General features: G+C 57.9%; 13 protein-coding genes. 1 reads left to right on the forward strand and 12 read right to left on the reverse strand.

The window, feature by feature from the left end; all coding sequences use genetic code 11:
- Positions 1-36 precede the first annotated feature (36 nt).
- The 4 genes from CX511_RS17880 to CX511_RS17895 form a co-directional block, all read right to left on the reverse strand.
- A complete protein-coding gene (locus CX511_RS17880; protein ID WP_101293145.1) occupies positions 37-762 on the reverse strand; it encodes a dienelactone hydrolase family protein in 726 nt (241 codons plus the stop codon).
- A gap of 56 nt (positions 763-818) precedes the next feature.
- Positions 819-2,723 carry a molecular chaperone HtpG gene (gene htpG, locus CX511_RS17885; RefSeq protein WP_101293157.1) on the reverse strand — a complete coding sequence of 635 codons (1,905 nt, stop codon included), beginning with the start codon at positions 2,721-2,723 and terminating at the stop codon, positions 819-821.
- 105 nt (positions 2,724-2,828) lie between these two features.
- Positions 2,829-3,290, reverse strand: a complete 462-nt coding sequence (locus CX511_RS17890) for a PaaI family thioesterase (RefSeq protein ID WP_101293146.1) — start codon at positions 3,288-3,290, stop codon at positions 2,829-2,831.
- Entirely contained in the window at positions 3,287-3,763 is a 477-nt protein-coding gene (locus CX511_RS17895; protein WP_101293147.1) for a PaaI family thioesterase, read from the reverse strand. The genes CX511_RS17890 and CX511_RS17895 overlap by 4 nt, the downstream gene beginning before the upstream one ends.
- 156 nt (positions 3,764-3,919) lie before the next feature.
- Here CX511_RS17895 and CX511_RS17900 point away from each other — a divergent pair, with 156 nt between their 5' ends.
- Positions 3,920-4,192 (forward strand): hypothetical protein, encoded by a 273-nt coding sequence (locus CX511_RS17900; protein ID WP_045188752.1) that lies wholly within the window; start codon positions 3,920-3,922, stop codon positions 4,190-4,192.
- 72 nt (positions 4,193-4,264) lie between these two features.
- Here the strand turns inward: CX511_RS17900 and CX511_RS17905 are convergent, their stop codons facing one another.
- The 8 genes from CX511_RS17905 to CX511_RS17940 all read right to left on the reverse strand — a co-directional run bounded on the left by CX511_RS17905 (position 4,265) and on the right by CX511_RS17940 (position 15,701).
- Entirely contained in the window at positions 4,265-5,008 is a 744-nt protein-coding gene (locus tag CX511_RS17905; RefSeq protein ID WP_045188754.1) for a DUF599 domain-containing protein, read from the reverse strand.
- Between the two features lie 189 nt (positions 5,009-5,197).
- Positions 5,198-6,511, reverse strand: a complete 1,314-nt coding sequence (gene brnQ, locus CX511_RS17910) for a branched-chain amino acid transport system II carrier protein (RefSeq protein ID WP_045188755.1) — start codon at positions 6,509-6,511, stop codon at positions 5,198-5,200.
- Between the two features lie 388 nt (positions 6,512-6,899).
- The gene (gene sucD, locus CX511_RS17915) at positions 6,900-7,784 is read right to left on the reverse strand and encodes a succinate--CoA ligase subunit alpha (RefSeq protein WP_038613108.1); all 885 of its coding nucleotides are present in this window, start codon (positions 7,782-7,784) and stop codon (positions 6,900-6,902) included.
- Complete coding sequence (sucC, locus tag CX511_RS17920) at positions 7,784-8,950, reverse strand: ADP-forming succinate--CoA ligase subunit beta (protein WP_043863134.1); 1,167 nt, start codon at positions 8,948-8,950, stop codon at positions 7,784-7,786. The genes sucD and sucC overlap by 1 nt, the downstream gene beginning before the upstream one ends.
- Positions 8,951-9,125: 175 nt before the next feature.
- Positions 9,126-10,562 (reverse strand): dihydrolipoyl dehydrogenase, encoded by a 1,437-nt coding sequence (gene lpdA, locus CX511_RS17925; RefSeq protein ID WP_045188764.1) that lies wholly within the window; start codon positions 10,560-10,562, stop codon positions 9,126-9,128.
- Positions 10,563-10,655: 93 nt separating this feature from the next.
- Complete coding sequence (odhB, locus tag CX511_RS17930) at positions 10,656-11,876, reverse strand: 2-oxoglutarate dehydrogenase complex dihydrolipoyllysine-residue succinyltransferase (protein WP_101293148.1); 1,221 nt, start codon at positions 11,874-11,876, stop codon at positions 10,656-10,658.
- 42 nt (positions 11,877-11,918) lie between these two features.
- Positions 11,919-14,750: a 2-oxoglutarate dehydrogenase E1 component gene (locus CX511_RS17935; RefSeq protein ID WP_045188768.1), complete on the reverse strand. Its 2,832-nt coding sequence runs from the start codon at positions 14,748-14,750 to the stop codon at positions 11,919-11,921.
- Between the two features lie 246 nt (positions 14,751-14,996).
- Positions 14,997-15,701, reverse strand: coding sequence for a succinate dehydrogenase iron-sulfur subunit (locus tag CX511_RS17940; RefSeq protein WP_045188779.1), 705 nt, complete (start codon positions 15,699-15,701; stop codon positions 14,997-14,999).
- Positions 15,702-15,704: the final 3 nt, after the last annotated feature.

Raw genomic sequence — 15,704 nt, forward strand, 5'->3', positions numbered from 1 at the left:
TTGCTGGCGATGGGCTGCAACGCAGCCCACCACTTCTCAAGCCCTGAATACTTCATCAAGCAAGTTGAACATCGCCCGGAAGGCACGCTTGGAGGTACGCGCGTCGTACTTCATCTTGCCAGGCACATTGGCCGCCGTATCCGTGAACGAATGCACCGCGCCACCATAGCTGATCACTTGCCAATCAACCTTGGCAGCGTCCATTTCCGCCTCAAATGCCGGCAACTGCTCCTTGGGCACCAACGGATCGGCTGCACCATGGAGCACCAACATCGAGGCCTTGACCTTACCTGCCTGCGCCGGCAAGGGTGAATCCAGCGTACCGTGGAAGGACACTGCAGCCTGCAGCCGCTCATCCTCACGGGCCAGTTCCAGTGCGCAGCAGCCGCCGAAGCAGAAACCGAAAGTACCCAGCTTGCCCGGTTCCAACACACCCCTGGACTGCCCGAGCAATTGGTTCAATGCTTCTTTCATGCGTTTGCGCAGCTCTACACGGTCCTCTTTGAGGGGCATCATCGCTGCCGCTGCTTCATCCATATTTGAGGGGCGCACAGTCTGACCGTAGATATCGGCAATCAGTACGACATAGCCCTGAGCGGCGACCTCCCTGGCAATACGCTCGGCCCCCTCACCAATCCCCATCCAGTTAGGCGCCATCAGCAATCCAGGCTGCCCCAAGGCGCCCTGGGTGTAGACCAAACGACTCTCATAGGCTTTGCCGGCAACATGATAGACCAGCGACTCGATAGTAACCTTGCTCATGCAGTCCTCCTTGCACCATGAAAAAAGCCCGCCGAAGCGGGCTTTCCTGACTCTACTTAAGCCGACAATTCGACCAGCAGCTTGTTCAGGCGACGAACGTACGCCGCCGGGTCCTTCAAGCTGTCACCCGCTGCCAGCGCAGCCTGATCAAAGAGGATATGCGAGAAGTCAGCGAAACGGTCTTCGCTCTGCTCGTTGTCCAGCTTCTCGATCAGCGGATGGCCCGGATTGAATTCGAAGATTGGCTTGGAATCCGGCACCTTCTGCCCGCTGGCCTCGAGGATCTGGCGCATTTGCAGGCCCAGGTCCTGCTCACCAATGGCCAGGATCGCTGGCGAGTCGGTCAGGCGATGCGAGACACGCACTTCGCTGACGCTTTCGCCCAAGGCGGCTTTGAGGCGCTCAACCAGCCCTTCTTTTTCCTTGGCGACTTCTTCCTGGGCTTTCTTGTCCTCTTCGGAGTCCAACTTGCCCAGGTCCAGGTCACCGCGAGCAACATCGACGAAGCTCTTACCGTCGAAGTCGCTCAGGTAGCTCATCAGCCACTCGTCAATACGGTCGGTCAGCAGCAGTACTTCGATGCCTTTCTTGCGGAAGACTTCCAGGTGCGGGCTGTTTTTGACCTGTGCGTACGACTCGCCGGTGAGGAAGTAGATCTTGTCCTGACCTTCCTTGGCACGCGCCAGGTAGTCGGCCAGCGACACGCTCTGCTCGCCGCTGTCGTCGCTGGTGGAGGCAAAGCGCAGCAAACCGGCGATTTTCTCCTTGTTGGCGAAGTCTTCGGCCGGACCCTCTTTCATCACCTGACCGAAGTTCTTCCAGAAGCCCTTGTACTGCTCAGGCTCGTTCTTGGCCAACTTCTCGAGCATGTCCAGAACGCGCTTGGTCAGCGCCGACTTCATCGAATCGATGATTGGGTCTTTCTGCAGGATTTCCCGCGAAACGTTCAGCGACAGGTCGTTGGAGTCAACCACGCCTTTGATAAAGCGCAGGTACAGCGGCAGGAACGACTCAGCCTGGTCCATGACGAATACACGCTGGACGTACAGCTTCAGGCCGCGCGGCGCTTCACGCTGATACAGATCAAATGGCGCGCGTGCCGGGACGTAGAGCAGCGAGTTGTACTCAAGCTTGCCTTCGACCTTGTTGTGGCTCCAGGCCAGCGGGTTCTCGAAATCGTGACCGATGTGCTTGTAGAACTCCTGGTATTCCTCGTCCTTGATCTCGGTACGCGGACGGGTCCACAGGGCACTGGCACGGTTGACGGTTTCCCATTCTTCGGCCGGCTTCTCTTCACCTTCAGCCGCGTCGACCTGCTTGGGCAGCTCGATCGGCAGAGCGATGTGATCGGAGTACTTCTTGATGATGTTACGCAGGCGCCAACCGTCGGCGAACTCTTCCTCACCCTTTTTCAGGTGCAGGACGATACGGGTACCGCGCTCGGCCTTGTCGAGGGTGGCAACTTCGAATTCGCCTTCGCCCTTGGACGACCAATGCACGCCTTCGCCAGCCGGCGCACCAGCACGACGGCTGAACACGTCAACTTTGTCGGCCACAATGAACGCCGAGTAGAAGCCCACGCCGAATTGACCGATCAGGTGCGAATCTTTTTTCTGATCACCGGTGAGGTGCTTCATAAAGTCGGCAGTGCCGGACTTGGCAATGGTACCCAGGTGGGTGATCACATCCTCGCGGCTCATACCGATACCGTTGTCTTCGAGGGTGACGGTATTGGCGTCCTTGTCGAAGCTGACGCGAATTTTCAGCTCGGCGCCGCCTTCGAGCAACTCAGGCTTGGCCAAGGCTTCGAAACGCAACTTGTCGACCGCGTCGGAGGCGTTGGAAATCAGTTCACGAAGGAAGATTTCCTTGTTCGAGTACAAGGAATGGATCATGAGGTGCAGCAGCTGCTTTACCTCGGTCTGGAAGCCCAGGGTTTCTTTTTGAGTTTCCACACTCATGGTCTTCAACACTCCAATCTGATGGCAGTTGTCGCTCGGCAGGTGGGCACCACGGCCCAGGCCTACTTTCACGGCGGGATGTCATGCAGATGGGGGCGGTAGAGGTTATTTCAAGGGCGCATTGATTTCTTCGATCTTGAAATGCGCACGCGCGGTGGCAATCGGCTCGTCCGGGTTACCCTGCCAAGCGGTGATGGCCACGTTGGTCACCCGCCGCCCCTGGCGCCAGAGCTGGCAGCGGGCATAGGTGTCGCGAAAATGCCCGGCGCGCAGGTAGTCGATGGAAAAATCGATGATTTTCGGAATGGTCGCACTCTCACTGAAAATCAGCAGGTACAGCGCCGCGGACAACTCCATGAAGCCGGCGATCACCCCACCATGTATCGCGGGCAGTATAGGGTTACCAATGTTGTCCTTATTGGCAGGCAAGCAGAACAGCAGATCATCGCCCTCGCGGCTGCACTGGATGCCAATCAGCCCAGCATACGGAATCAGCTGCAACAACGGCTGGTAATTACCTTCAGCATGGGCCTGACGTAATTGCTGGTGCACCTCAGGCGGGATCATTGCGCGCGCCCCTTCAGTGCATTGCCAAAATTCAGCCCACCTTTCACGCCTTTGCCCAAGCGCATGAAGGTGCCCACCACTTGAGCAATTGGCTCCTCGGGGTCCTCCTGATAGGCCATACCGCGGGTAAAGATCACATCACGGGTAACCCGATAGCAGTAGGCGTAGCCATAGATGTCCAGCTCGGGTTTAGCGGAATGCATGTAGTCGATACGCAGATCCAACGTCGGACACACTTCGAACTCTGCCAACGCGCACAGCGTGGCCATACCGCAGGTGGTGTCCATCAACGTGGTCAGCGCACCACCGTGGATGGCACCGGTCTGCGGATTACCAATAATCTTCTTTGCATAAGGCAGGATCAGGGTCATTCCTTGTGCATCAGCATGGTGCACGCGCATCGCTAGTCGCTGGCAATGAGGCAGCGCCGAAAGAAAGCGTGCGGCCATGGCCATCAATGGAGTCTCACTCATGTCACTATTGCCCTTGTGGTTATTCGGTCAATGCACACGCCTAGAGAAAAGTCTATGTAGATCCTACAGTTATATATCTGTAATGTATGCGGAACTTCTTTCCGTTACTTGAGCTCAAAGGAACAAGTAACTTATTCCCACAAGGAGAAACACCCCATGCGTAAACCTTTTGCTTTTGCCGTAATGCTGGCCGCCGCCCTGGGTCTCGCTGCTTGCGATAAAGCCAGCGAAGACAAAGCTCAGGATGCAGCGCAACACACCGAGAACGCCCAGCAGAAGATGGACGAAGCTCAGGATAAAGTGAACGAGGCCGCAAAAGAAAACGCTGAAGCTGCCAAAGACAGTGCTGAAGCGCAGCAGAAAGCCGCTGAAGAAGCAGCTCCAGCTACCCCAGCACCAGAAACCGCTCCAGCTGAGCCTGCTAAATAAGCAAGCGCACTGGTATAAAAAACCCGACAGTTGTCGGGTTTTTTTATACCTGCAATAAACCCGCTTAACGATTCAGTTAATGCTTGGCTCTTTGCTCGCCTCCACCGCAGGCACCTCGGTCGGGGTATATACCATCACATCCAGCACATCGGAATGAAACTCACGTCGGTACAGCACCAGCACCACCCCCGCGCTCATCAGCATGAACAACCAGGGGCTGATAAACCAACTGAGCATGGCCATGCCAAAGTAATAAGAACGCAAGCCAAAGTTGAACTGGTTGGCGGCCATGGAAATTACCCGCGCTGCGCGCTGGGCAAAGGCCTTGCGCTCCAACTCGCTGACATGGCGCTCACCGACCATCGGTGCTGACCCCACCAGTACGGCCGCAAAGTTGTACTGACGCATGCACCAACTGAAAGTGAAAAAGGCATAGACAAATACTGTGGCCAGGCACAACAGCTTGATTTCCGACATGCCCTGGGTCGCCTGTTGAACCAGCGGCAGATCCGCCAACAGCGACACTGCACGATCCGACGCCCCCAGCACGGTCAGAATACCGGCGAGGATGATCAGCGTACTGGAAGCAAAGAATGAGGCGTTGCGCTCAAGGTTAGCGATCACACTGGCATCGGCAATGCGGTTGTCACGCATCAGCATGCGCCGCATCCAGTCTTCACGATACAAGTGCAGCACACTGGCCAGGCACGCTGTATCGCGCCCTTTCCAGGTGGCATAGCGGGTATAGCCGCCCCAGCAAACAACAAACCAGCAGGCCGCCAGCAGGTGATTCAGATTACTTTGAATGAAGCTCATGCAAGGTCCCGGTAAAGAGTTTCGTGCACAGTAACGTGTGTTGACCGGCTTTCGACGCTTAGCCGAGGAAAAAGACACGTCCTAACTCAAGAAACGAAAAAGCCCCGCATCCTTTCAGATACGGGGCTCGGAAACTGCCTTGCCTGACGCACTATGGCTTGTGGCCGGCGACAGGCATAAGGCCGATTCTCAGGCCATCGCTTCGCGCGGCTTACCCAGCATACGGTCACAGACCACGGCTACCGCCAGCGTTACCACCGACGGCACCAGCCACGCCAGGCCTTGCTCGCTCAGCGGCAGGTGTGCCATGGCATCCGGCAGGTAACTTGCCAGCGCGGTGCCCTTGATGGCGTCAACCATGCCAAACAGCAGCGACACCAACATCACCGGCGCCAGGATGCGCACCTGCGAGTTCCACACGTCTTTGCAGAAACTCAAGCCCACCACCACGATGCACGGCGGGTAGATAGCCGTCAGCACCGGGATCGAGAACATGATCAGCTTGGTCAGGCCCAGGTTAGAGATCAGCAACGAGAAACCGCAGAGGATCACCACCAGGGCGCGGTAGGACAGCGGCAGTACCTGGCTGAAATACTCAGCACAGGCACAGGTCAGGCCCACAGCAGTAACCAGGCATGCGAGGGCAATCAGAACGGCAAGAAAGCCGCTACCCAGAGAACCGAAGGTGTGCTGTACATAAGCATGCAGAACCGCAGCACCATTGGTTGCGCCAGCAGCGATCTCGTGGCTGCTCGCACCGAGGCGGAACAGACTGATGTACACCAACGCCAGGCCGACACCAGCGATCAAGCCAGCAATGATGGCGTAGCGGGTGATCAGCCTTGGCGACTCGACCCCACGGGAACGAATAGCATTGACGATCACGATACCGAACACCAGTGCACCCAGCGTATCCATGGTCAGGTAACCATTGATAAAGCCCTGGGAGAACGCCGATGCCTGATAAGCGGGCTCTGCGTTACCGCTGGTACCGGCAGGCAGCATGAAGGCGGCAATGCCCAAGGCAGCCAGGGCGATGATCTTCAAAGGTGCCAGGAAGCGGCCCACGGTGTCGAGCAGCTTGCCGGGGTACATGGACACCGCCAGCACCACCACGAAGTACACCAGGCTGTAGATAAACAGCGCTGTCGGACTTTCGCCAGTCAACGGCGCCACACCCACCTCAAAGGACACAGTGGCCGTACGCGGGGTGGCGAACAGCGGGCCGACCGACAGGTAGCAGACTGCCGCGAGCAAGCCGCCAGCCACCTTACCAATCGGGCTGCTCAGCGCGTCCATGCCGCCGCCGACCTTGGCCAAGGCGATAACAGTGATGACCGGCAGGCCAACCGCAGTAATCAGAAAGCCCAGCGCGGCCATCCACACATGCGGACCGGACTGCAAGCCGACGATCGGCGGGAAGATGATATTGCCCGCACCGACGAACAACGCGAACGTCATAAAACCAAGCGCCAGGATGTCCTGGCCTTTCAACACTTTCATTAAGGAAATACCACACTTCTGAAATCGGGATTTAGAGAGGGATTTCCCCTGGGGTGAGGGAAAATGTAGCCCGTCCGGATGAGACAAGCCCTTTAAAGCATGCCCGTATCCTTTTGGGGTACCGACACGAAAGTAGGGACAGTGTAACCAAGTTGCACCGACTGCGCACCGCTAGGTGACGAGGTGTCCGAAAGGCGCATGTGTTTGTCGCGTGCACGACAGCAAGAAAGGTACTACCTGGTACAACCAATGTCACGGTAGCGTCTGGTGAGCGAGCGCTTTACGCTCGATCGCAGGCTGGCGCCAGCGGCTACAGATGCATCAGCCAGAACGCACAAAGGCCACCCGAAGGTGGCCTTTGTGTCTGGAGCGAAGAGTTAGCCGAAGCTTATTTCTTCACTTCCCAGCCAGTCAGCTCGGCCAGGGCCTTGCCGATGTCTGCCAGCGAACGCACGGTTTTCACACCAGCGTCTTGCAGGGCAGCGAATTTCTCGTCTGCCGTGCCTTTGCCGCCGGAGATGATTGCACCAGCGTGACCCATACGCTTGCCCGCAGGAGCGGTAACACCAGCGATGTAGGAAACCACAGGCTTGGTGACGTTAGCCTTGATGTAGGCAGCCGCTTCTTCTTCAGCCGAACCGCCGATCTCACCGATCATCACGATCGCTTCGGTCTTCGGGTCTTCCTGGAACAGCTTCAGGATGTCGATGAAGTTCGAGCCTGGGATCGGGTCGCCACCGATACCAACGCAGGTGGACTGACCGAAACCGGCGTCAGTGGTCTGCTTGACCGCTTCGTAGGTCAGGGTGCCGGAACGCGAAACGATACCGACCTTGCCTGGCAAGTGGATGTGACCTGGCATGATGCCGATCTTGCACTCGCCCGGAGTGATAACGCCTGGGCAGTTAGGGCCGATCAGGGTAACACCCAGCTCGTCGCACTTGACCTTGGCGTCCAGCATGTCCAGGGTAGGAATGCCTTCGGTGATGCAGACGATCAGCTTGATGCCGCCGAAAGCCGCTTCCAGGATCGAGTCTTTGCAGAACGGAGCCGGAACGTAGATAACCGAAGCGTCAGCACCGGTAGCCGCAACGGCTTCTTTAACGGTGTTGAACACTGGCAGGCCCAGATGAGTGGTGCCGCCCTTGCCTGGGGTCACGCCGCCAACCATCTTGGTGCCGTAGGCGATGGCTTGTTCGGAGTGGAAAGTACCTTGCGAGCCGGTGAAGCCCTGGCAGATGACTTTGGTGTCTTTATTGATCAGGACGCTCATTACTTGCCCTCCGCAGCTTTGACAACTTGTTGAGCAGCGTCGGTCAGGCTGGTTGCAGCAATGATGTTCAAACCGCTTTCTGCCAGTACTTTAGCACCCAGTTCAGCGTTGTTGCCTTCCAGGCGAACAACAACCGGCACCTTAACGCCGACTTCTTTCACAGCGCCAATGATGCCTTCGGCAATCATGTCGCAGCGAACGATGCCGCCGAAGATGTTGACCAGAACGGCCGCGACATTGCTGTCGGACAGGATGATCTTGAAGGCTTCGGTAACGCGCTCTTTGGTAGCACCACCACCTACGTCGAGGAAGTTGGCTGGCTTGCCGCCGTGCAGGTTGACGATGTCCATGGTACCCATGGCCAGGCCAGCACCGTTGACCATGCAGCCGATGTTGCCTTCCAGTGCCACGTAGTTCAGCTCGAAGCTGGCAGCGTGGGCTTCACGAGGGTCGTCTTGCGACGGGTCGTGGAAGGTTTTCAGCTTAGGCTGACGGTACATGGCGTTTGCGTCGATGTTGATTTTCGCATCGAGGCAGTGCAGATCGCCGTCGGCCTTGATGACCAGCGGGTTTACTTCCAGCAGGGCCAGGTCGTGTTCTTTGAACAGCTTGGCCAGGCCGACGAAAATCTTGGCGAACTGTGCAACTTGCTTGCCTTCCAGACCCAGCTGGAACGCCAGTTCACGACCTTGGAATGGCTGAGCGCCAACCAGAGGATCGATAGTAGCCTTGATGATCTTCTCAGGAGTGTCGTGAGCGACTTTCTCGATGTCCACGCCACCTTCGGTGGACGCCATGAACACGATACGACGGCTCGAACGGTCGACGACAGCGCCCAGGTACAGCTCTTTGGCGATGTCAGTGCAGGATTCGACCAGGATCTTGGTCACTGGCTGACCGTTGGCGTCAGTCTGGTAAGTCACCAGACGCTTGCCCAACCACTGCGCAGCGAACGCCTTGGCGTCTTCTTTGCTGCGAACCAGCTTGACGCCGCCCGCTTTACCGCGACCACCGGCGTGAACCTGGGCTTTGACAACCCACTCGGTGCCACCGATCTTGTCGCAGGCTTCTGCGGCAGCTTCAGGGGTGTCGACTGCGAAACCCTTGGAAACTGGCAGGCCGTATTCAGCGAACAGCTGCTTACCCTGATACTCGTGAAGATTCATGCTTTTTACCGTCTTCGTTAGGTACTGCGCTTCGGCGCTGCGCTCTTTTGGAGTGCCGCGCCACCTGTGACCACATGCCCCCGGTATGCTCCGGGAGTTCGAGTCCGGCGGACTTTCCGCGGTGAGTCATGCACGCAAGACTCACGACGGGCCACCCGCCGTGGTTTCTTATTGTTTAACGCTTCTTACGGTTGGCAACGTGAATGGCACCGCCATTCACAGCCAGTGCGGCTTCATGCAGCGCTTCGGACAGGGTCGGATGGGAGAAAACCATCATGCCCAGATCCTCGGCGCTGGTGCCGAATTCCATTGCGATTGCACCCTGCTGCACGAGTTCTGCAGCCGATGGGCCAATAACGTGTACACCCAGAACGCGGTCGGTCTTGGCATCGGCGATGACTTTGACGAAACCACCGGTGTCGTTGGCAGCCATCGCACGGCCGCTGGCCGCGAACGGGAAGGTGCCCACGTTAACCTCAACGCCTTCAGCCTTCAAGGTCTGTTCGGTTTTACCGACCCACGCGATTTCCGGGTGAGTGTAGATAACCGATGGAATCAGGTCGTAGTTCATCTGGGCTTTGTGGCCCTTGATGCGCTCGACAACCATGATGCCCTCTTCCGACGCCTTGTGAGCCAGCATCATGCCACGCACCACGTCACCAATGGCGTAAACGCCCGGTACGCTGGTGGCGCAATGATCGTCGACGAAGATGAAGCCACGCTCGTCGATGGTCACACCGCTGTCGGCAGCCAGCAGATCAGTGGTCACTGGACGACGACCAACGGCAACGATCAGCTTGTCGAAGGTGATCTTCTGTTCGCCATTGGCATCGGTGTAGGTCACTTCGACTTCAGCGCCGTTGACCTTGGAACCGGTGACGCGAGCGCCCAGCTTGATGTCCAGACCTTGCTTGGTCAGGGTCTTCAGGGCTTCCTTGGAGACGGCGGCATCAGCGGCCATCAGGAAAGTGTCCAGCGCTTCCAGAACAGTGACTTCTGCACCCAGGCGAGCCCAGACCGAACCCAGTTCCAGACCGATAACGCCAGCACCGATCACGCCCAGGCGCTTAGGTACGCTCTGGAATTCCAGGGCACCAGTGGAGTCGACGATGACGTTCTGATCGACCGGAGCCGGTGGAATGTCGATCGGACGCGAACCGGAAGCCAGGATCACGTTCTCGGCTTCGATGATTTCAGTGGTACCGTCAGCCTTGGTGACTTCGACTTTCTTGCCAGCCAGCAGCTTGCCGTGACCCTGGATCGAAGTAACGCCGTTAGCCTTGAACAGGGTGGCAACACCGCCGGTCAGGTTCTTGACGATGCCAGCCTTGCGGCCAACCATCGCAGCGACGTCCATTTTGACTTCGCCGGTGGAGATACCGTGGACGTTGAAGCTCTCTTTGGCTTCCTTGTACTTCCAGGAGCTGTCCAGCAGCGCCTTGGACGGAATGCAACCCACGTTCAGGCAGGTACCACCGAGAGCCAGCTTGCCCTCGCCGTCGGTGTACTTCTCGATACAGGCAGTGCTCAGACCGAGTTGCGCGGCCTTGATAGCAGCCACGTAGCCGCCAGGACCTGCGCCAATCACTACCACGTCGAATTTCTGGGTCATAAAAGATTCCTTTTAGCTTCAAGCGACAAGCTGCAAGCTACAAAACGCACCGCTTCTATGTGAAGCGTGTCGCTTGCAGCTTGCAGCTGTTTATCAGATGTCCAGCAGCAGACGAGCTGGGTCTTCCAGCAGGTTCTTGATGGTCACCAGGAAGGTCACGGCTTCTTTACCATCGATCAGGCGGTGATCGTAGGACAGCGCCAGGTACATCATCGGACGGATCACAACCTGACCATTGACGGCCATAGGACGCTGGATGATGTTGTGCATGCCCAGGATTGCAGCCTGCGGCGGGTTGACGATCGGAGTCGACATCATCGAACCGAAGGTACCACCGTTGGTGATGGTGAACGTACCGCCGGTCATTTCGTCGATCGACAGCTTACCGTCACGCGCCTTCTTGCCGAAGGTGGCGATGCCGTTCTCGATTTCAGCCAGGCTCATCAGCTCGGCGTTACGCAGAACCGGTACTACCAGGCCGCGGTCGCTGGATACGGCAACGCCGATGTCCGCATAACCGTGGTAAACGATGTCGGAACCGTCGATCGAAGCGTTGACCGCCGGGAAGCGCTTCAGTGCTTCGGTAGCAGCTTTGACGAAGAACGACATGAAGCCCAGGCGCACGCCGTTGTGGGTCTTCTCGAACAGATCCTTGTACTTCGAACGCAGGGCCATGACTTCGGTCATGTCAACTTCGTTGAAGGTGGTCAGCATGGCCATGTTCGACTGTGCTTCGACCAGACGCTTGGCCACGGTGGCACGTACGCGAGTCATCGGAACACGCTTCTCGGTGCGATCGCCAGTCGCAACCACTGGTGCAGCGGCGGCAGCGGCAGGCTTGGCAGCTGGAGCGGCGGCCGGCGCGGATTTCTTCGCTTCGATAGCCGCTACAACGTCTTCCTTGGTGATGCGGCCGTCTTTACCGGTGCCCTTGATGCTGTTCAGGGCAATGCCGTTCTCTTCGGCCAGCTTGCGAGCAGCCGGCGCGCCGATGGCGTCTTCGTCGCCAGCAACAGCGGCAGGTGCAGCAGCGGCAGCAGGAGCGGCGGCAGCGGCAGGCGCAGCGGCAGCAACACCACCTTCTTCGATCGAACCCAGGACTTCGTCGGACAGGACGGTTTCGCCCTCGCCCTTGACGATAGCGCCCAGTACGCCGTCGGCGGTAGCCAGTACTTCCAGGACAACCTTGTCAGTCTCGATGTCGACGATCAGTTCGTCACGCTTGACTGCTTCGCCCGGTTGCTTGTGCCAGGTGGCAACGGTGCCATCGGCAACCGATTCCGGGAAAGTAGGGGCTTTGATCTCGATAGCCATTATCAGTGGTTCCTTAAATTCGGTTTCTAGTGCGCGATGGCATTAAACAGTGAAGGCATCTTGCAGCAGTTTTTCTTGCTGCTCAGCGTGCATCGAAGCGTAACCACAAGCAGGTGCTGCCGAAGCATCACGGCCCGCGTATTCCAGAACCAGCTCTTTGTTGTGGCGGGTCAAAATACGACGCATGTGGTGCTGACTGCTGTACCAGGCACCCTGGTTCATCGGCTCTTCCTGACACCACACCACATCGCTGAGATTGGTGTACGGCGCAAGGATTTCGACCAAGTCGTCTTCAGGGAATGGATACAGCTGCTCGATACGCACGATGGCGATGTCTTCGCGGCCTTCGGCACGGCGTTTTTCCAGCAGATCGTAGTAGACCTTGCCGCTGCACAGGACCAGGCGGGTGACCTTTTTCGGATCGAGGGTATCGATTTCCGGGATCACCGTCTGGAACGAGCCTTCGGCCAGTTCTTCCAGCGTCGAGATGGCCAGCTTGTGGCGCAGCAGCGACTTAGGCGTCAGTACGATCAGCGGCTTACGCAGCGGACGGATGACTTGGCGACGCAGCAGGTGGTAGATCTGAGCCGGCGTGGTCGGCACGCACACCTGGACGTTGTGCTCGGCGCACAGCTGCAGGTAACGCTCCAGACGCGCCGAGGAGTGCTCAGGCCCCTGCCCTTCATAACCGTGTGGCAACAGCATGGTCAGACCGCACAGACGGCCCCACTTATGCTCGCCGCTGGTGATGAACTGGTCGACAACCACCTGGGCACCGTTGGCGAAGTCGCCGAACTGCGCTTCCCAGATAACCAGTGCGTTTGGCTGGGTGGTCGAGTAACCGTACTCGAATGCCAGGACCGCTTCCTCGGACAGGAACGAATCGTACAGGTCGAAACGTGGCTGACCTTTATAGAGGTTCTGCAGCGGGATGTAGGTGCTGGCGTCTTTCTGGTTGTGCAACACCGCATGGCGGTGCGAGAACGTGCCGCGACCGATATCCTGACCCGTCATGCGGATCGGGTGACCTTCGAAGGCCAGGGTGGCGTACGCCATGGTTTCGGCGTAGCCCCAGTTGATCGGCAAGCCACCGGCCTGCATCTTCTGGCGGTCTTCGTAGATCTTCGATACCTGACGCTGAACCACGAAGCCTTCTGGCAGTTCCAGCAGCTTGGCCGACAGTTCCTGCAAGGTTTTGAGGTCGAAACGCGTGTCGTGACGCGCAGTCCAGGCATGGCCCAGATACGGACGCCAATCAACGAACAGCTCTTTGTTCGGCTCTTTGACCAGACTCTTCACTACATGCAGGCCATTGTCCAGCGCGTTGCGGTACTCATCAACCTTGGCCTGGACGCGCTCAGCATCAAGGCGACCCGCCTGGGTCAGGGCGTCAGCGTACAGTTCGCGGGTGGTGCGCTGCTTGGAGATCTGCTGGTACATCAGCGGCTGGGTGCCGTTCGGCTCGTCGGCCTCGTTGTGGCCGCGACGACGGTAGCAGACCAGATCGATAACCACGTCACGCTTGAACTGCATGCGGTAGTCGACAGCCAACTGGGTCACGAACAGCACTGCTTCCGGGTCATCACCGTTAACGTGCAGGATCGGCGCCTGAATCATCTTGGCGACATCGGTGCAGTACTCGGTGGAACGCGAGTCCAGCGGATTGCTGATGGTGAAACCAACCTGGTTGTTGATCACGATGTGCACGGTACCGCCGGTTTTGAAACCGCGGGTCTGCGACATCTGGAAGGTTTCCATGACCACGCCCTGACCGGCGAATGCCGCGTCACCGTGGATGGAAATCGGCAGTACCTTGTCGCCAACGGCGTCGTTACGACGGTCCTGACGGGCACGCACCGAACCTTCAACCACTGGCGAGACGATCTCCAGGTGCGAAGGGTTGAACGCCATGGCCAGGTGAACTTCACCGCCGGCGGTCATTACGTTGGACGAGAAGCCCTGGTGGTATTTAACGTCACCGGAGCCCAGCTCGACCTTCTTCTTGCCTTCGAACTCGTCGAACAGGTCACGTGGATTTTTGCCAAAGGTGTTGACCAGCACGTTAAGACGGCCACGGTGGGCCATGCCGATGACAACTTCTTTAGTACCGTAGGAACCGGAGCGCTGAATCAGCTCGTCCAGCATCGGAATCAGGCTTTCGCCGCCTTCCAGGCCGAAACGCTTGGTGCCCGGGTATTTGGTACCCAGGTACTTCTCCAGACCTTCTGCTGCAGTTACACGCTCGAGCAGGTGGCTCTGGACATCCGCAGAGAAAGCCGGGCGACCACGAACGCTCTCCAGACGCTGCTGGAACCAGCTGCGCTGCTCGGAGTCGACGATGTGGGTGAACTCGGCGCCAATGGTGCGGCAATATGTCTGCTGCAAAGCGTCGAAGATTTCGCGTAGGCTCGCTTCCTCTTTGCCGATGAACAGGTCGCCGGCACGGAAGGTCGTATCAAGATCGGCATTGGTCAAGCCGTAGTGATTGATCGACAGGTCTACTGGCGCAGGGCGCTGCCACAACCCCAGGGGGTCGAGCTTAGCAGCTTGGTGGCCGCGCATACGGTAGGCCTGGATCAGTCGCAGTACTTCAACCTGCTTCTTCTCGTGTTCACTGCTCACGCTCCCGGCGGAAACCGGTTGGGCGCGGCGCTGGTTCTTTGCCAGCAGTACGAAATGGTCGCGGATTGTCGAGTGCGATACATCGGTAGCGGTGCTGCCTTCGGCGGGCAACTTCTGGAAGTAAGTGCGCCACTCTTCTGGCACAGCGTTAGGGTCGTGCAGGTAGAGCTCGTAGAGCTCTTCCACATATGCAGCGTTACCACCTGAAAGGTGGGCGCTTTCCCACATGCGCTGCATCACGCTTTCTTGCATGCTTGGTCACCCTCGGTTAGGGGACGGATCGGCGAGAGCCACAGCAAGCCTGGAAAAGTCCTAATGCAGCGACCGAACCAAGCCACCAAGGATCCCACAGATTTTCCGGGTACCAGCCCGGAAGCCCCTGCTGGTCTCATATCTTCATAGGTAAAAGCTCAGGCTTTTTGGGCCTTCGCTCGGGTTTCACCTTGGTGCGGGCAAAGGCCCGCACCTTGGCGTGCTACAGGTACAACACTTTTAAAATCAGGTACCGCTTTGCAGCAACATGTTACGTACGTGACCGATTGCCTTGGTCGGGTTCAGACCTTTAGGGCAAACGTTTACGCAGTTCATGATCCCGCGGCAGCGGAATACGCTGAACGGGTCATCCAGCGAAGCCAGACGCTCCTGGGTCTTGGTGTCACGGCTGTCGGCCAGGAAACGATAGGCCTGCAGCAGTGCAGCTGGACCGAGGAACTTGTCAGGGTTCCACCAGAACGATGGGCAGGAAGTCGAGCAGCAAGCGCACAGAATGCACTCATACAGACCGTCCAGCTTCTCACGCTCTTCCGGCGACTGCAGACGCTCGATGGCCGGAGCCGGCGTGTCGTTCTGCAGGAATGGCTTCACCTTCTCGTACTGCTTGTAGAAGATGCTCATATCAACGACCAGGTCACGAATGACTGGCAAACCTGGCAGCGGACGGATGATCAGCTTGTTACGCTTGACCACAGCCGACAGCGGCGTGATGCAGGCCAGGCCGTTCTTGCCGTTGATGTTCATACCGTCGGAGCCGCAAACACCTTCGCGGCAAGAACGACGATACGAGAAACCTTCATCCTGTTCTTTGATCAGTGCCAACACATCCAGCACCATCAGGTCTTTGCCACCGGTATCGACCTGGAACGTCTGCATCTTCGGCGCAGAGTCGGTATCGGGGTTGTAACGATAGACTTCGACTTGCAACATAGC

Source organism: Pseudomonas sp. S06B 330 (genome assembly GCF_002845275.2).
GTDB lineage: Bacteria > Pseudomonadota > Gammaproteobacteria > Pseudomonadales > Pseudomonadaceae > Aquipseudomonas.